At 71.6% G+C, this 15,266-nt stretch carries 16 protein-coding genes; 7 read left to right on the top strand and 9 right to left on the bottom strand.

What is annotated here, in order from left to right; genetic code table 11:
* The first annotated feature begins 263 nt into the window (after positions 1–263).
* Positions 264–830, top strand: a complete 567-nt coding sequence (locus ACZ3X1_RS33340) for a GNAT family N-acetyltransferase (RefSeq protein WP_467282704.1) — start codon at positions 264–266, stop codon at positions 828–830.
* On the opposite strand, the gene ACZ3X1_RS33335 is transcribed toward ACZ3X1_RS33340, so the two are convergent.
* The 6 genes from ACZ3X1_RS33335 to ACZ3X1_RS33310 all read right to left on the bottom strand — a co-directional run bounded on the left by ACZ3X1_RS33335 (position 827) and on the right by ACZ3X1_RS33310 (position 7,976).
* Positions 827–2,425: a P-loop NTPase family protein gene (locus ACZ3X1_RS33335; protein WP_467282701.1), complete on the bottom strand. Its 1,599-nt coding sequence runs from the start codon at positions 2,423–2,425 to the stop codon at positions 827–829. The two genes, ACZ3X1_RS33340 and ACZ3X1_RS33335, sit on opposite strands and share 4 nt — an antisense overlap.
* A gap of 2 nt (positions 2,426–2,427) precedes the next feature.
* Positions 2,428–3,849, bottom strand: a complete 1,422-nt coding sequence (locus ACZ3X1_RS33330; RefSeq protein ID WP_030659121.1) for an ATP-binding protein — start codon at positions 3,847–3,849, stop codon at positions 2,428–2,430.
* Positions 3,850–3,868: 19 nt separating this feature from the next.
* A complete protein-coding gene (locus ACZ3X1_RS33325; protein ID WP_362635507.1) occupies positions 3,869–5,431 on the bottom strand; it encodes an SCO6880 family protein in 1,563 nt (520 codons plus the stop codon).
* Positions 5,428–6,744, bottom strand: a complete 1,317-nt coding sequence (locus ACZ3X1_RS33320) for a hypothetical protein (RefSeq protein WP_467282695.1) — start codon at positions 6,742–6,744, stop codon at positions 5,428–5,430. Before ACZ3X1_RS33320 ends, ACZ3X1_RS33325 begins: the two co-directional genes overlap by 4 nt.
* A complete protein-coding gene (locus ACZ3X1_RS33315; RefSeq protein ID WP_467282693.1) occupies positions 6,734–7,564 on the bottom strand; it encodes a hypothetical protein in 831 nt (276 codons plus the stop codon). Before ACZ3X1_RS33315 ends, ACZ3X1_RS33320 begins: the two co-directional genes overlap by 11 nt.
* Positions 7,565–7,667: 103 nt before the next feature.
* Positions 7,668–7,976: a hypothetical protein gene (locus ACZ3X1_RS33310; protein ID WP_008742356.1), complete on the bottom strand. Its 309-nt coding sequence runs from the start codon at positions 7,974–7,976 to the stop codon at positions 7,668–7,670.
* A gap of 597 nt (positions 7,977–8,573) precedes the next feature.
* Between ACZ3X1_RS33310 and ACZ3X1_RS33305 the strand changes: the two genes are divergently transcribed.
* The 4 genes from ACZ3X1_RS33305 to ACZ3X1_RS33290 all read left to right on the top strand — a co-directional run bounded on the left by ACZ3X1_RS33305 (position 8,574) and on the right by ACZ3X1_RS33290 (position 12,190).
* Positions 8,574–8,870 (top strand): hypothetical protein, encoded by a 297-nt coding sequence (locus ACZ3X1_RS33305; RefSeq protein WP_467282691.1) that lies wholly within the window; start codon positions 8,574–8,576, stop codon positions 8,868–8,870.
* Between the two features lie 39 nt (positions 8,871–8,909).
* Positions 8,910–10,079, top strand: coding sequence for an alpha/beta fold hydrolase (locus ACZ3X1_RS33300; RefSeq protein ID WP_356814832.1), 1,170 nt, complete (start codon positions 8,910–8,912; stop codon positions 10,077–10,079).
* Positions 10,080–10,454: 375 nt separating this feature from the next.
* Positions 10,455–11,081 carry an RNA polymerase sigma factor gene (locus ACZ3X1_RS33295; protein WP_362635520.1) on the top strand — a complete coding sequence of 209 codons (627 nt, stop codon included), beginning with the start codon at positions 10,455–10,457 and terminating at the stop codon, positions 11,079–11,081.
* Positions 11,081–12,190 carry a CU044_5270 family protein gene (locus ACZ3X1_RS33290; RefSeq protein WP_467282688.1) on the top strand — a complete coding sequence of 370 codons (1,110 nt, stop codon included), beginning with the start codon at positions 11,081–11,083 and terminating at the stop codon, positions 12,188–12,190. The genes ACZ3X1_RS33295 and ACZ3X1_RS33290 overlap by 1 nt, the downstream gene beginning before the upstream one ends.
* 203 nt (positions 12,191–12,393) lie before the next feature.
* On the opposite strand, the gene ACZ3X1_RS33285 is transcribed toward ACZ3X1_RS33290, so the two are convergent.
* The 3 genes from ACZ3X1_RS33285 to ACZ3X1_RS33275 form a co-directional block, all read right to left on the bottom strand.
* Positions 12,394–13,203 carry a pentapeptide repeat-containing protein gene (locus tag ACZ3X1_RS33285; protein ID WP_356814834.1) on the bottom strand — a complete coding sequence of 270 codons (810 nt, stop codon included), beginning with the start codon at positions 13,201–13,203 and terminating at the stop codon, positions 12,394–12,396.
* 4 nt (positions 13,204–13,207) lie between these two features.
* Complete coding sequence (locus ACZ3X1_RS33280) at positions 13,208–13,354, bottom strand: GNAT family N-acetyltransferase (RefSeq protein WP_356814835.1); 147 nt, start codon at positions 13,352–13,354, stop codon at positions 13,208–13,210.
* A gap of 85 nt (positions 13,355–13,439) precedes the next feature.
* Positions 13,440–13,625 (bottom strand): KH domain-containing protein, encoded by a 186-nt coding sequence (locus tag ACZ3X1_RS33275; RefSeq protein WP_356814836.1) that lies wholly within the window; start codon positions 13,623–13,625, stop codon positions 13,440–13,442.
* 56 nt (positions 13,626–13,681) lie between these two features.
* On the opposite strand from ACZ3X1_RS33275, the gene ACZ3X1_RS33270 reads away from it, so the two are divergent.
* Complete coding sequence (locus ACZ3X1_RS33270) at positions 13,682–14,290, top strand: LysE family translocator (protein WP_356814837.1); 609 nt, start codon at positions 13,682–13,684, stop codon at positions 14,288–14,290.
* A gap of 51 nt (positions 14,291–14,341) precedes the next feature.
* Positions 14,342–15,145, top strand: coding sequence for a thioesterase family protein (locus ACZ3X1_RS33265; protein ID WP_467282685.1), 804 nt, complete (start codon positions 14,342–14,344; stop codon positions 15,143–15,145).
* The last annotated feature ends 121 nt before the right edge of the window (positions 15,146–15,266 follow it).

Raw genomic sequence — 15,266 nt, 5'->3', positions numbered from 1 at the left:
GGTACTGCAGGGGGGACCCTGTGGGAGAGTAGGACGCCGCCGAACAATCATTGTGGGAAAGCCCCGCACCTTCTGGTGCGGGGCTTTTCTGCGTTTCAGGGGTGGTGTGACTGCTGCCGTGGCCCGTGGCCGTGACGAACTGGGAGCGGTACACGCCGTCCTCCCATCAGCGAGACTTCATCCATGAATCCGCACATCAGAGTCATCGCCCACGTCACCGCGCGCTCTCCCGGCCGACCGCTGCACGGTTAGGATCACCGGTCATGAACGAACTCCAGCATGTGATACGTGCGGTGCGCGCCGATGAATGGGAGAAGGTCAAGGAACTGCGGATCGTCGGGCTTAAGGACCCAGCGGCTCCGGTCGCTTTCCTCGAGACGGTCGAGCAGGCCGAGGGGCACCCCGACGAGTTCTGGCAGGGGCGGGCCGAGGGGGCGTCGCACGGTCGGGCGGCCCGGCAGTTCGTTGCCGAGGCCGCCGACGGGCGGTGGGACGGCTCGGTGACCGTGCTCGTCGAGGAGGGCGGGACCGTCGACTTCTTCGATCAGGACGTCGAGCGGACGCAGGGCCATGTGGTCGGGGTGTTCGTACGGCCCGAGCAGCGCGGGACCGGGCTGACGGAGGCCCTTTTCGCGGCCGCCCTGGACTGGGCCTGGGCGCTGCAGGAGCCGGTCCTGGAGCGCGTACGGCTCTTCGTGCACGAGGACAACGGCCGGGCCGGCGCCTTCTACCGGAAGTACGGCTTCGAGCCGACCGGCGTCGTGATACCGGTGCCGGGGAACCCGGGTGCCATGGAGCTGGAGTACGTGCTCCGGCGGCCCGCAGGCTAGAGGCCGGCTCCGGGCCAGCGGGAGCGGGCCTGTTCGCGGCTGCGGCACAGGGCGAGGAGGGGGAGCGTGTCCCCGGTCAGCAGCTCGGGGAGCTGGGGGATCGGGGCCACGGCTGCCACGTCGTCCAGCACGAGGGACAGTGGTGGGTCGAGCCGACCGTGGGATGACCGTGCGGCCACGCGACGGCCGTGCTCGACCACGTGAGAGGCGAGTGCGGTCAGCAACGGCATCGCACCCGGGTGGGTGCGGGGATCCTCCAGAGCTTCACCCACCAGGTAAAGGGTTCCCCCTTCGGCGACGAACGATGCCAAGGTGAGGGCATCTGTTCGGTTCGGATTGCAGGCCTCGCGGATGTGGATCGAGGTCAGGCAGGAGAGGGCACGGGCCGTCAGGTTCAGGGCGAGCTCGCGGCGTTCCGGGTGCGCGGTGAGGGCACTCTCCAGTTCGCCCGCCGCGCCCGCGGCGGCCTGGGGGTGGGTGCGCAGGATGCGTACGGGGTCCTGGCCGCTGTTGCCCTGGGCCCAGCGGTGGAGCTGCTTGAACGGGCGGTCATCGAGGGCGGCGGCCTGGAGCCAGCTGCGCAGGAGTGTCTCGGCGGTGTCGGCCACGGCTTCGTCCATCCGGGCCTGTGGGCGTACGGGCGCCAGCAGGGCGATCGCGCGGGCGGCGGCGGTATCACGGTCGGCGCAGCCGTCGGCGGGGTTCCAGTGCATGCGGGCCGGGGTGTCGCACAAGTGGGAGGGGTCGTAGAGGAGCACCGGGCCGAGTTTGGCGCGGGCGTCCTTGGTCTCGGTCCAGAGGGTGGGGGAGGACGTCACGACCAGGGCGGCGCCCTCCGCCTCGCCGATGCGCTGGGCTGCGGCGCGCAGGCGGTCGTCGGGGCCGCCGTACATGAGCCCGTGCGGGGCGGGGGTCGGTGCAGGGGTGACGGTGGTGGTTGCCGGCCCGTGCGCGGGGGCGTAGCCGAAGCCGTAGCGGTAGGCGTCGTGGTGGGGGTTGCCGGGGGCGCTGCCCCCGGACTCCCGTGCCTCGAATGCCGGCGGGGCTGGATCGGCGGGCGCCGCCGGGGCGGGAACGGCCGGGGCGGGAACGGGAACGGATGAGGCGAGGAGGCTGCCGGGGGCGCTGCTCCCGGGCCCCCGCGCCTCGAACGCCGGCGTGGCCGGACGGGGCACGGGCGGGGCGGGATCGGCCGGCGCCGGTGCGGGGGCTGGAGCCGGCTGCTTCGCCAGGGCGCGGCGGGACTTGGTGCGGGCCACCACGCCGATCGCGAAGACCGTCAGGACGAAGAGGATCAGCAGCTGGCTGACGAACAGGCCCCAGAAGAGGCCCCAGCCGGAGAGGGCCGCCGGGTCGGTGTCCTGCCAGGCTCCCGGGAGGTCGTGGGGCTGCGCTATCAGGGCGCGGACGGCCGCCGGGGTGCGGGTGAAGGTGACGGTTGCGGGCCAGGAGCCCTTGGCGAAGAGCGCGGCCAAGCCGGTGGCCGTCCAGACGAGGACGGCCAGGCCGAGGAGGAAGGCCAGGAGGGCGACCAGCAGGCCGTCCGGGACGCCGCCGCCGCGCGCGGAGGGATCCGTACGTCGTGCGTCGTGCATGGTCAGGCCACCGTGGTCGCGGATCCGGGGCTGCCGCTGCCGCGGCTGCGTTCGATGGACAGGGCGCGTTCCTCCGCTTCCAGTTCGGCGGCGAGGAGGTCGGCGGGGAGGCGGGGCGGGGTGGAGGACTCGGTCATGGCGCGGTCGGTGAAGACCAGGGGGCGTTCGGCTTCGGTGATCAGGTGTTTGACGACCTGGACGTTGCCGTTGACGTCCCAGACGGCGATGCCCGGGGTGAGGGTGGGGATGATCTCGACGGCCCAGCGGGGCAGGCCGAGTACGCGGCCCGTGGCGCGGGCCTCGTCGGCTTTCTGGGCGTAGATCGTGCGGGTGGAGGCCATCTTGAGGATGGCCGCGGCTTCGCGTGCGGCGGCGCCGTCGACGACGTCGGAGAGGTGGTGGACGACGGCGACGAAGGACAGGCCGAGGCGGCGGCCGAACTTCAGGAGGCGCTGGAACAGCTGTGCGACGAAGGGGCTGTTGATGATGTGCCAGGCCTCTTCGACGAGGAAGATGCGCTTCTTGCGGTCGGGCCGGATCCAGGTGTGCTCCAGCCAGACACCGACGATCGCCATGAGGATGGGCATGGCGATGGAGTTGCGGTCGATGTGGGAGAGGTCGAAGACGATCAGTGGGGCGTCGAGGTCGATGCCGACGGTCGTGGGGCCGTCGAACATGCCGCGCAGGTCGCCGTCGACGAGGCGGTCGATGACGAGCGCGACGTCGAGGCCCCAGGCCCGGACATCGTCTATGTCGACGTTCATGGCGAGCGCGGATTCGGCTTCGGGGTGGCGCAGTTGCTCGACGATGTCGGTGAGGACGGGCTGGCGGTCGCGGATGGTGTCGACGACGTAGGCGTGGGCGACCTTCAGGGCGAAGCCGGCGCGTTCGTCGAGGCCGTGGCCCATGGCGACTTCGATGATGGTCCGGAGCAGGGCGAGCTGGCCGGTCGCGGTGATGGCCGGGTCGAGGGGGTTGAGGCGGATCCCGGAGTCGTTGGCGGCGATGGGGTCCAGGCGGATGGGGGTTATCCCCAGCTGCTGGGCGATGAGGTTCCATTCGCCGACGCCGTCTTCGCCCTGGGCGTCGAGGACGACGACCTGGCGGTCTTTGAAGCGGAGCTGGCGCAGGACGTAGGTCTTCTCCAGGGCGGACTTGCCGTTGCCGGATTCGCCGAGGACCAGCCAGTGGGGGGCGGGGAGCTGCTGTCCGTACAGCTGGAAGGGGTCGTAGATGTAGCCCTTGCCGCTGTAGACCTCGCGGCCGATGATGACGCCGGAGTCGCCGAGGCCGGGGGCGGCGGTGGGGAGGTAGACGGCTTGCGCCTGCCCGGTGGAGGTGCGTACGGGCAGGCGCGTGGTTTCGACTTTGCCGAAGAGGAAGCTGGTGAAGGCGTCCGTGAGCGCTGTCATGGGATCTCGCATGGGCGGGTCTTCCCTCCAGCTAGCGTCGGATGCCGGTGGCGAACGGCAGGGTGTTGACGAAGGCGCGGTGGTGCTCGCGGTCGCACCATTCCAGCTTCAGGTAGGACTTGCCGGCCGAGGCGCGGATGGTCCGCTTGTCGCGGGCGAGGGCCTCCGGTGAACGCGAGGACACCGTGATGTACCCGACCAGGTTGACTCCGGCAGCGCCGCTGGCGAGATCTTCACCCCTCTGGTCGAGCCTGCCGTGGGCGGCGATGTCGCGGGGGTCGACGGTGCGGTTCATCTTGGCGGCGCGGGAGGCGTCGGCCTCGTCGTTGGTCTTCTCGGTGAGCATGCGCTCGATGGCGACCTCGGTGGGTTCCAGGTCCATGGTGACGGCGACGGTGCGGATGACGTCGGGGGTGTGGACGAGGAGCGGGGCGAGGAAGTTCACGCCGACGGGGGTCATGGGCCATTCCTTGACCCAGGCGGTGGCGTGGCACCAGGGGGCGCGGGTGGAGGACTCGCGGGTCTTGGCCTGGAGGAAGGTGGGTTCCACCGCGTCGAGCTCGGCCGGCCAGGCGTTGCGTTTGGTCATGGCCTGGATGTGGTCGATGGGGTGGTCCGGGTCGTACATGGAGTGCACGAGGGAGGCGAGGCGGCCCTGGCCGAGGGGCTGGCGGACGCGGATGTCGGCTTCGGCGAGGCGGGCGCAGATGTCGGTGAGCTCGCGGGCCATGACGATGGCGAGGCCGGCGTCGCGGTCGAGCTTGCGGCCCTTGTGGGGGGTGGTCGCGCGGGCGATGGTGACGGCTTCGGCGGCCAGGTCGCGGGTGTAGTGCATGCAGGCGACGAGGTACGCGCGGTGCTGTTCGGAGGAGGTGGACACCATCGACTGGAGCTGGTCGTAGGAGTCGCGCAGCCAGACGGGGGCCCGGGTGTCACCGCGTTGGGCGACGTCCTTGGCGTGGGCGTCGGGGTCGGCGGGCAGGGTGCGGGCGAGCATCTGGAGGCGGGTGACGAAGCCGTCGCCGTTGGCGACGTGCTTGAGCAGGGTGCCGAAGCGGTCGACGAGGGCTTCTTGGTCCTCGCTGTCGCGCAGGCCTACGCCGGGGCCCTCGATTTCGATGGCGGCGGTGACGGTGCGGCGGTCGGCGTGGAGGAGTACGGCGATCTCGTCGGGGCCGAAGGGGGCGGCGAGCCAGTTGATGCGGCCGATGCCGGGGGGCGGGCCGACTTCGACCTCGCGGCCGTCGGCGGCGCGGATGCCGGCTTCCATGGCGCCGGAGCGGTAGGTGGTGCCGCGGCGCAGAATGCGCTTGTAGCTGCGGCTGATCTCGAACCAGCGGTAGAAGGTGCGGCCCTTGTACGGGACGTAGACGGCGGCGAGCGCGAGGAGCGGGAAGCCGACGAGACTGACGATGCGCAGGGTGAGGTCGGGGACGAGCAGTCCGCTCATCATGCCGAAGAACGCCCCGGTGATGATGAGGGCGATCTCGCCGGTCTCGCGGTTCTTGCCGACGATCGCGTTCGGCCGGGCGCGGCCGATGAGATACGTGCGGCGGGGCGCGACCGGGTGCAGCTGGTGGGACTGGGTCGTCAACGCCCGTCACCTCCTGTGTTCCTCGTGCTCGAGCTCGTGCGGGGCGGGGGTGCGGCGGAGGGGACAGATCCGCCGCCGGCCCCGCCGCCGGAGGTGGGGCGGCTGCTGTGGGCGGCCACGCCTCCGGAGAGGGGGTTGGCGGGGCGGGGCGCGCTGCCGCCGCCGTCGCCTCCGCGGTGGGCGCCGCGGCTGCTGTGGGTCTTGATGCCCTGGGAGACGAGGGAGGCCGGGGAGCTGATGACGGCGGCGGCCTGGGCTCCGTCGGTGGCCTTGCTGCGGCCCGCGCGGGCGGAGGCGATCTCGTCGCCGAAGCCGGGGACGAAGCGGTAGATCATCGCCGAGGCGAAGATCGCCAGGAGGATGATGGAGAGGCCGGTGACGACGGCGGAGAAGGCGTTGGGCCCTTGTTCGCCGGTGAGGGCTCCGGCGAGGCCGAGGACGATGACGATGACCGGCTTCACGAGGATGACGGCGATCATGATGCCGGCCCAGCGGCGGACGTGGCCCCAGAGGTTGCGGTCGACGAGCCCGGAGTAGACGACGACGCCGAGGAGGGCGCCCACGTAGAGGAGGGCGGCCCGGATGAAGAGTTCGAGGAAGAGGATGCCGGCGGCGAGAACGGTGACGAGGGCGACGACGATCAGCATGATCGGGCCGCCGCCGATGTCGTCGCCCTTTTTGAGGGCTTCGGAGAAGGAGCCGAAGAAGACGTCGGTCTGGCCGCCGGTGGCGGAGGCGATGACCTCGGTGACGCCGTCGGTGGCGGAGACGACGGTGTAGAGGATCAGGGGGGTGAACGCGGAGGCCAGGACGGTGAGCCAGAGGAAGCCGATGGCTTCGGAGATGGCGGTGGTGAGGGGGACGCCGCGGACGGCTCGCTTGGCGACGGCGAAGAGCCACAGGACGAGCGTGAGGATGGTGGATGCGGCGAAGACGACGGCGTACTGCTTGAGGAAGGTGGCGTTGGTGAAGTCGACGTTGGCGCTGCCCTTGACCGCTTCGCTGAGCTTGGTGACGATCCAGGCTGCGGCGTCGGCGCAGCCCTTGGCGAGGGAGGCGAGGGGGTTGAGGGCGTCGGCCGGGTCGCTGGGCGCGAGGCCGGTGCGGGGGGCTCCGCCGCCTTCGCCACGCTCGCAGTATTCCCTGGCAGGACCGGCGATCAGTGAGCAGGGGTCCTTGCTCGCGCTCGGCGCAGGAGTCGGCGTCGGGTCCGGCGCGGCCATCGCCCGCGCCGCGAAGAGAACGACCGCGGTCTGGACAGCAGCGGTGATCGCGCTGATCCTTCGGAGCGAGGGCCGGTTGCTACCGGGCATAGGTGAACCCTCCGAATTCGGTGACCGCGCTGCCGATCTCGTCGGAGGTGGAGACGGGGACGTCACCGGTGACCGGTGTGGGGCCGTCCTTCTGCGAGGTTTCGACCACCTTCCAGTCCGATCCGTTCCACTTGAGGGCCATTGAGATCGTGAACCAGCTGCTGGTGACGGGGCGCGTGGACTTGTCCCCGGTCAAGCCGAACATGCCGATGCACCACACATCGACTGACGCGGACCCACCGGAGAAGTTCTTCACCTTTGCTCCGGCCGGGACGGTGCGGTTGACGAAAGTGGCGCCGGTCGGCGCCAAGCCGTCCTTGGTGAGGCCGATCTGGGCGAGCAGGCCCGCCGAATAGTCCGCGTCGAAGGCCGCCTGGAGTCTTGTGCGGCTGTTCTCGTCCGCCATGGCGTCCACGATCGAGTGGCGCCGCGCAGGGTTGAACATGCCGTCAGAGCCCAGTGCCACCGCGTAGTTGGCTGCGGCCGACTGCGCACCCTGCTGGTCCTGGGCGAAGCCGGAAGGCAGGCCGCCGTGCCTGCCCTTCACGGGATCGGTGCCGGTGGGGGTGGTGGAGGTGGCGGACGGGGTGTCGTCCGAGGGTTTGGCGTCGGGGGTGTCCGGGGCCTGGTTCGCGAACGCGATGGCGGCGATCAGGAGGACCACCACGCCGACCACGGTGACCAGGCTGCGGGAGGCGCGGGAGGTGCGGCGGGCGGGGCCGTACGGGTCGGCGGGGGCGTCCGGGAGGCGGGTGCGGGTCTGGCCCGTGCCGCCGACCTCGCCGTAGTCGGCGCCGCCGTACTGGTCGTCGTTGCTCATTCCGTTTCCGCCCCCTCCGCGTCGTACGACGGTAGCGCTGGTTCCCGCGTGGATGCGGTGTGGTGAGTCCTCATCAGGTCGGGGCCACCGGTGGTCGGTCGGGCTAGACGGCCATTCCGTAGACGATCGTGAAGAGCGTGCCGAGGGAGCCGATGATGAAGACGCCCGTGAGGCCGGCCACGATCAGGCCCTTGCCCTGTTCCGCGCTGAACGTGTCGCGCAGGGCGGTCGCGCCGATGCGCTGTTTGGCCGCGCCCCAGATGGCGATGCCGAGGCAGAGGAGGATCGCCACGGCCATGACCACCTCGATCATGACCTTCGCTTCGTTGCCGAGACTGCCGAACGGCCCCCAGTTCGGGGCGATTCCGCCGATGATGGTGGTGATGTCGCCCTTTTCGGCTGCCAGGATCATGTAACTCACCGCCCCTGTATGGGTAGTTCCGGAGGCCCGCTGCCCGACGGCAGGGGCCACGCACTATCTTCGCTGATGAAACCGCCGCCGTCGTCGACTTGTCGGCTCTCTTTACCCGATCTCGCGGCCCGCGACCGGCTTCCGCGCTCTGACCTGGGCCGGGCTGCCGTCCATCCGCAAGAACGTGCGGTCACTCTGTGTATCACGGGGGGTGACGCCGGGCAATGATTGTCCTCTCGGCGTACGGGGGGCGGGGCGAGGGGCCGCCGTTCGGAGCAGCGGGTCGCGTGTCGTTGGGCCGAGCCGCTGACATAAGTCCGACATTCCGTCAGTATTCCATCTGTACGCCGTTTTGCGGGTGAAGCTCCACGTCGTCAGGTAGGACGACGCAGGGAGCGATCGATGGGTTCCGCGTGCAGGGCGGTTCGGCGCACGGGCCCGGTCGGGGTGTGCGGGAAGACCGGGTCCGCTGCCGCGAAGGGCAAGCGGACGGGGGCGCCGGGTGGCCGGGGTACGGTCTGTCCCGCGCAGCGCGGGGGGACGACACCGAAGGCCGAGCGGGGTCAGGCAGGGCCGCCGGGGCCGCCGGGGCCGTGAGTGGACATCGACACGGCCGGGGTGCCGGGGTCGATGTCGGGTGCCGAGTACAGCGCGGCGCTGAGCCGGGGCCGGACGTACGTCGGCTACCGGAGGCCGACCGGTGCCTGTGCATGGAAGGACCTGACCAGCAACCGGCAGACGCCGGGGTATCCGCGGAACGCCTGCGGGGCGGCCGTCAAGGTCGCCGACCGGGTCTGCGTGAAGGTGCTCACCACGGCCGGGGCCGTCTTCGAGACCTCGTGCACACTGGCGCTGACCTGGACCCGGGGTCGGGCCGCGGTCATCAATCCGTGAAGGCGCCGCGTTGTCAGTGGGGTGCGGCACGCTGAGGGGATGACGACTACCTGGACTCTTGCTGATCTCGAGGCGGCCATTCGGGCGGGATGGTCCGCCGAGACCGCCGAGCCGGCCGACATCAGCCGGGTGCCCTGGACTCCGGAGAATCCGGCCTGGGGGCAATGTGACATCACGGCCCTGGTCGTGCAGGACCTCGTGGGCGGGGACCTGGTGCTGGGGGAGGTGTTCCACGAGGGGCGGCAGGAGGGCTACCACTGGTGGAACCTGCTGCCCGGGGGCATCCGCGTCGATCTGACGCGGGAGCAGTTCCGGCGGGGTGAGACGGTCACGCCCGGGCGGTCGGTGAAGCGGCCGGGCGGGCGGCTGAAGCGGCGGTGGGAGGAGTACCAGCTGCTGCGGCAGCGCGTGATCGACAAGCTGGGGCCGCTGCCCGGGGTGATGGTGGCGCGGGACGGGCGGCGCCTGGCCTATACGGATTTCGGCGGGCCGGGGGCGCCGCTGCTGGCGCTGCACGGGCACTTCGGCTCGGGGGCGGACTTCGAGCGGCTGGCCCGCGAGGTGGGCCCCGCGTGGCGGGTGATCGCCCTGGACCAGCGCGGGCAGGGGGATTCCGACCGGGCGGGGGAGTACACGCGGGAGGGGTACGTCGCGGACGCGGCCGCGCTGCTGGAGCACGTGGGGCTGGGGCCGGCGGTGGTACTGGGGCATTCGCTGGGCGGGGTCAACGCCTATCAGCTGGCTGCGCGGCGGCCGGACCTCGTGCGGGCGGTGGTGGTCGAGGACATCGGGGCGGTGGTCGACGGCGACCTGTCGTTCGCGCGGTCCTGGCCGCGGCGGGCCACGACCCGGGCCGGGTTCCTGGCGGGGGTGGGGAGTTCCGCGCCGTATCTGGAGGGGGCGGTCAGGGAGTACCCGGACGGGTGGGGGGCCGCGTTCGAGGTGGAGGACATGGTCGAGTCCCAGCAGGGGCTGAACGGTGACCACTGGGGGGACTGGCTGCGGGTGCGGACGCCGACGCTGCTGGTGCGGGGGGACCGGAGCGGGGTGCTGTCGGCGGAGCACGCGCGGGAGATGACGGTGCGGAGGGCGGGGGTGCGGCTGGTGGAGTTGCCGGCGGGGCACGCGGTGCGGGTGGGGGACCCGGAGGGGTACTTCGCCGCCGTGCGGGGCTTTCTGGCGCGGGTGGGGAGGGGAACGGCTGTGTGATGGCGTGGGGGCTTGGCCGCCGGGCTGCGGGCGGGTGATCGCGGGGCGCCGGGGTGGCGGCCTGGTTGTGGCGTGCCCCGCCCGGGCCTGGGGGCGGTCGGCCGGCGTGTGGTTCGTAGGGTGCTGCTCCTGGGCCGCGAGGTCGACGCCCGGCAGCACTTCCCGGAACACGGCGGTGTCCCGGAGAGCTTCGGTGCGGGCAGCTTGCCCGGCGGCTCAACTGGATCTCACGGCCGTTCTCGCGCATGACGGCGAGCGGGCCGGTGCCACCGTCGGAGAAGAACACGCCCGTACGGGCCGCGGTCCGGCGGCTGTGACGCGGGTCACGGGAACTGCGTCCGGGGTGCCGGACAGCCGACAGGAGTGACCACAGAGATGCGAGCCCGGGTGCGGTCCGGTGATCCGGACGCCTATGCGGAGCTGTTCGACAGCTACTCCCGCACCCTCTACAACCATGCCTTCCGGATGACCGGGGACTGGGCCGTCGCGGAGGACGTCATGTCGGCGGCCTTCCTGGAGGCGTGGCGGCTGCGCGGCACCGTCGATCCCGAGGGCGGCTCCCTCCGGCCCTGGCTCCTGGGGATCACCACCAACATCGCCCGCAACCACTGCCGCAGCAACCGCCGCTTCCGGGCCGCCGCCGCGGTGGCCGCGGCGGCGGCCGGTTCCGCGGCCGTGCCCGATCACGCCGACGAGGTGGCCGGGCGGCTGGACGACCGGCTGCAGATCGCGGCCACGCTGACGCAGTTGAGCGCACTGCGCCGGCCCGAGCGTGAAGTCCTGCTGCTGTGCCTGTGCGAGGGCCTTGAGTACGCCGAAGCCGCCCGGGTCCTCGGCATTCCGGTGGGAACCGTACGGTCCAGGCTGTCGCGGGCCCGTACGAAGCTGCGCAGGCTCGCCGACGCGGAACTGAAGAAGAACGGACGGGAACTCGCGGCCCGGTCCCGACAGACATATGAGGACCGCGCGAAGGCGGTCCGGTCCGCACAGGAGGGAATCTGATGAACGCCGACCTCTTCCGGCGCCGCCCGGCCGGCCGGGCGGAGAACTCGCTCCCCCTGCCGTTCGCCGAACGGGAACTTCCCGCGGGCCGCCACCAGTTCCACAAGGAGCGACTGATGGCCCAGATCCACGAAGACCTCCGAGCCGCCGACGCCGGCCCCGCGACCGTTCGTAGGACAAGGGCGCGCAACTCTTTCCTGCGCAGTGTGATCCTCGTGCCCGCCGGGGCCTTCGCCCTGGCGGGCGCGCTCGCCGCCGGCTTCCTCACCTACGTGGACCGGGGCGGCGCGGACGGAACCGGCTCCACGACGGCCACGCGTCCGGCGATGACCACGCGGATCGGCACCGCCGACGCCCAGGGCACGCCGCAGCTCCTGGACCGCATCTCCCTGGCGGCCGCCACGACCGGCGGCGCGCCGAAGGTGCGCGCGGACCAGTTCATCTACATCGGGAGCAAGACGGCCACCACCTACGTGAAGACCGTCGGGGACAAGAGCACCCTGGTCAGCGAAGAGCTGCACATGCGCCACCAGTGGAACTCCCCGGACGGCCTCGACGGCTGGCTGATCGAGCCCGGCAACACCGGCCCGGCGGGTGTGACCCTGGCGGGGAAGGACGAGAAGGGCGAGACCCCGACGCCGTACCTCAACGCGCCGACCCACAACTACCTCTCGGGGCTGCCCACCGACCCCGACGTGCTCCTGAAGAAGATTTACGAGGAGACCCGGGGGATGGGCACCGGACCCGATCAGGAGGCCTTCACCACGATCGGCGACCTCCTGCGCGCCAGCTATCCCCCGGCCGAGCTCACGGCCGCGCTCTACAAGGCCGCGGCGAAGATCCCCGGTGTGGTGACCGTGGACGACGCGGTCGACGCCGCGGGCCGCCACGGGATCGCGGTCGCCCGGCTGGAGGAGAAGACCGGGCAGCGGGAAGAGTGGATCTTCGACCGGCAGACGCTCGCGTTCCTCGGCGAGCGGGTCGTCCAGGTGCAGGGTGAGGCCGGTGAGGAGGGGCTGATCAAGCCGGGCACGGTCGTGTCGACCAGTGCCGTGGTGAACCGGACCGTGGTCGACCGGATGAAGGAGATTCCGGGGTCGGCCGGCTGACCCTTCGCATGCTGCGGGCCTCGGCGGATGCGGGGGCCTTCTGTTGCTCTGCCGGGTGCGGCGCCGTCGCGGGGGCGCTGCCCCCGGGCCCCCGCGCCTCGAACGCCGGCGGGTCTGGGGGAAGCGGCTGCGGCTGAGGGGGCCGGCGGGCTTGAGATCGGGGCTTCGTGCCCCGGGACCCGCCGGGCGGGCTGGGAGCGGTGTCAGGTCCAGTGGGAGGGGCGGGTCAGGGACGGGGGGATGCGGGTTTCGGGGTCGCCGTGGGCCGCGTTCAGTTGGGGCTGGGTGAGGAAGACGGCTCCGCGGAGGTCAGCGCCGCGCAGGTTCGCGTCGCGGAGGTCCGCGCCGATCAGGTCGGCCCTACGGAGGTCGGCGCGGGAGAGGTCGGCGGCGATCAGGTAGGCGCCGCGGAGGTTCGCCCCGCGCAGGTTCGCTCCGCAGAGGCGGGCGCCCATCAGGTCGGCGCCGCGGTGGTTCTTCTTGCGGCCCGGGACTTTGGCGCGGACCAGTTCGCTGGTCTTCAGGAGCAGCGTGTTGATCCGTCCGCGCAGGGCCGTGACGTCCAGGTCCGCGAGGGCGCCGGCGTCGGCGCGCGTCCACTCCTCCGTCTCGGCGAGCACGCCCCGCAGCTCGGGATGGACCGGGGCGGCGTCGGGGAGGGCCAGCGCCTGGTCCACGTAGAAGAGCAGCTCGTGCAGCTGTCGCATCACCGGGAAGACGTCGAACATCTGCTCGCGGGTCTCGGGGTGGGTGCGCCAGTCGCGGCCGCCGAAGGTGACCTGGGAGACCTGCTGGCCCGCGCCGAAGCAGTCGAAGACGGTGCAGCCCGGGAAGCCCTGGTCGCGCAGCCGGGTGTGGATGCCGCAACGGAAGTCCTGCCGGAGGTTCTTGCAGGGGGTTCCGGCGGGCTTGTTCACCGCGAAGTCGGTGGACTTGGCGAACGGCAGGGCGACGCAGCAGAGTGCGAAGCAGTTCGCGCAGTCGGCTCGCAGGAGGGGGAGGCTGTGGGACACGCCTTCATTGTCGCCGGTCGGACGCGGTGAGGCGCATCTGGTGGGCGCTCCAGGGCACGCCGTCGACCCTATCGACCGCTTCGGGGGTCACCGTCGTACGGAAGCCGAGCTTCTCGTAGATGCGCAGCGCCGCCGTGTTGTGCGTCCACACGCCCAGGCCGATCTCCGGGAGGGCCAGCTCGTCAAAAGCCGAGGGATACGTGCCCGAGCGGGGTGCCGTCCGGGGACACCCCGGTTCACACGCGGCGGCCGGGTTCGGCGGCGTACGCGGTGAGCTGGGCGTCTTCCAAAGGCCGCCGGAAGTGCGCACCGGCCCAGGTCATGAGGTCGGTGGGACCCGAGATCCGGCTGCGCAGCGCGGGGGCGTCGGCGGCCGGGTGGAAGGGGCGCAGGGCGAGGGGCCGTGGCAGATCTTGTCTCAAGTGTCTCCCGGGGGAAGGGGGTTGATCGAGAAGGAGGGGGCGGCGAGCATCGCCGTATGACAGAAGTGATCGCAGTCGCCGTCATCACCCTGCTCGCCGTGATCAGTCCGGGTGCGGACTTCGCCATGGTGGTGCGCAACAGCTATCTCTACGGGCGGCCCACGGGGCTGTTCGCCGCCGCCGGGGTCGCGGCCGGGGTGCTGGTCCACGTCTCGTACACGATGCTGGGGGTCGGTCTGCTGATCGCCTCCTCCACCGCGCTGTTCACCGTGATCAAGCTGGCGGGTGCGGCGTACCTGGTGTGGATCGGGATAAGGACCTTCCGGGCGCGGGCGGAGGTGACCGTGGACCTGGAGTCGAAGCCGCAGCTGACCCGGCTGGGGGCGATGCGGTCGGGGTTCCTGACCAATGTGCTGAACCCGAAGACGACGTTGTTCGTGGTGTCGACGTTCACGCAGGTGGTCGATCCGGGGACGCCGCTGTGGCAGCAGGCCGGCTACGGGCTGTTCATGTCGGCGGCGCACCTGGGGTGGTTCGGGGCGGTGGCGGTGTTCTTCTCCGTCTCCAGTCTGCGCGAGCGGATGCTGAAGGCGCAGAAGGCGCTGAACCGGGCCATCGGGTCGGTGCTGGTGGGACTGGGGGTGGGGTTGGGGCTGGCCCGGTGACCCTTCGCGGAGGGCTGGTGGACGTGGTTACCAGTCGGTAGCGTGACGGGTATGGGTACTGCCGAGGGGTGCGAGGGGTTCTTCGAGCGGGTCGGCCCCGGGCGGTTCCGGGCCACCGAGTACACGCGCGGGCCGTGGGACGCGGGCTCGCAGCACGCCGGTCCGCCGGCCGCGCTGCTCGGGCGGGCCGTCGAGGAGCGGCCGGGTGCGCGCGCCGACATGCGGATCGCCCGGATCACGTACGAGATCCTGCGTCCGGTGCCGATCGGTGAGCTGGAGGTCACCACCAGCGTGCTGCGCTCCGGGCGCAGCACCGAGGTGGTCGAGGCGGCGCTCGGCCCGGTGGGCGCCGCGCCCGTGATGCTGGCGCGGGCCCTGCGGATCCGGGTCGCCGAGGAGTCCGTACCGGCCGTGGTGAGCGGGCCGCAGCTGCCGACGCCGGGCGAGGTGGAGGTGACGCCGTTCTTCCCGGTGCCGTGGGAGACCGGCTACCACTCGGCCATGGAGACCCGGTTCACCGAGGGCGCCTTCGTCGAACCGGGTCCCGGCACCTGCTGGATGCGGATGAGGGTGCCGCTGATCTGCGGGGAGGAGACCAGGCCGCTGGACCGGGTGCTGATCGCCGCCGACTCGGGCAACGGGATCAGCGCGGTGATGGACTTCGGGCGCTACGTCTTCATCAACAGCGACCTGACCGTCCACCTGCACCGCCACCCGGCGGGCGAATGGGCGTGCGTGCAGGCCCGTACGAGCGTGGACGCGGCCGGCATCGGCCTGGCCGACGCGCAGCTCCACGACGAGAAGGGTCCGATCGGGCGCAGCGCGCAGAGCCTGTACGTCGCGCCCCGCGGCTGAGGGCTGTCCGCGCTGATGCTCCGGGGATTACGGGACAGCCCTCGGGGGCTGGCGGCGCCGCGGCCGTTTTCCGTCTCAACCCGGCGCCCGGGCACGGGAGTCGGTATGGCAGGCTCGTGCC

Source organism: Streptomyces sp. NPDC023541 (assembly GCF_055559995.1).
The sequence above is the reverse complement of the archived record's forward strand: the minus strand, read 5'-3'. Positions and strand labels throughout refer to the sequence as shown.

What these genes read in the sequence shown, in the direction of transcription:
- ACZ3X1_RS33310 (WP_008742356.1), bottom strand. Translation starts at nt 7,976, where the DNA reads ATGATCCTGGCAGCCGAAAAGGGCGACATCACCACCATCATCGGCGGA.
- ACZ3X1_RS33335 (WP_467282701.1), bottom strand. Translation starts at nt 2,425, where the DNA reads ATGCACGACGCACGACGTACGGATCCCTCCGCGCGCGGCGGCGGCGTC.
- ACZ3X1_RS33340 (WP_467282704.1), top strand. Translation starts at nt 264, where the DNA reads ATGAACGAACTCCAGCATGTGATACGTGCGGTGCGCGCCGATGAATGG.
- ACZ3X1_RS33290 (WP_467282688.1), top strand. Translation starts at nt 11,081, where the DNA reads ATGAACGCCGACCTCTTCCGGCGCCGCCCGGCCGGCCGGGCGGAGAAC.
- ACZ3X1_RS33330 (WP_030659121.1), bottom strand. Translation starts at nt 3,849, where the DNA reads ATGCGAGATCCCATGACAGCGCTCACGGACGCCTTCACCAGCTTCCTC.
- ACZ3X1_RS33300 (WP_356814832.1), top strand. Translation starts at nt 8,910, where the DNA reads ATGACGACTACCTGGACTCTTGCTGATCTCGAGGCGGCCATTCGGGCG.
- ACZ3X1_RS33295 (WP_362635520.1), top strand. Translation starts at nt 10,455, where the DNA reads ATGCGAGCCCGGGTGCGGTCCGGTGATCCGGACGCCTATGCGGAGCTG.
- ACZ3X1_RS33265 (WP_467282685.1), top strand. Translation starts at nt 14,342, where the DNA reads ATGGGTACTGCCGAGGGGTGCGAGGGGTTCTTCGAGCGGGTCGGCCCC.
- ACZ3X1_RS33270 (WP_356814837.1), top strand. Translation starts at nt 13,682, where the DNA reads ATGACAGAAGTGATCGCAGTCGCCGTCATCACCCTGCTCGCCGTGATC.
- ACZ3X1_RS33320 (WP_467282695.1), bottom strand. Translation starts at nt 6,744, where the DNA reads ATGCCCGGTAGCAACCGGCCCTCGCTCCGAAGGATCAGCGCGATCACC.
- ACZ3X1_RS33315 (WP_467282693.1), bottom strand. Translation starts at nt 7,564, where the DNA reads ATGAGCAACGACGACCAGTACGGCGGCGCCGACTACGGCGAGGTCGGC.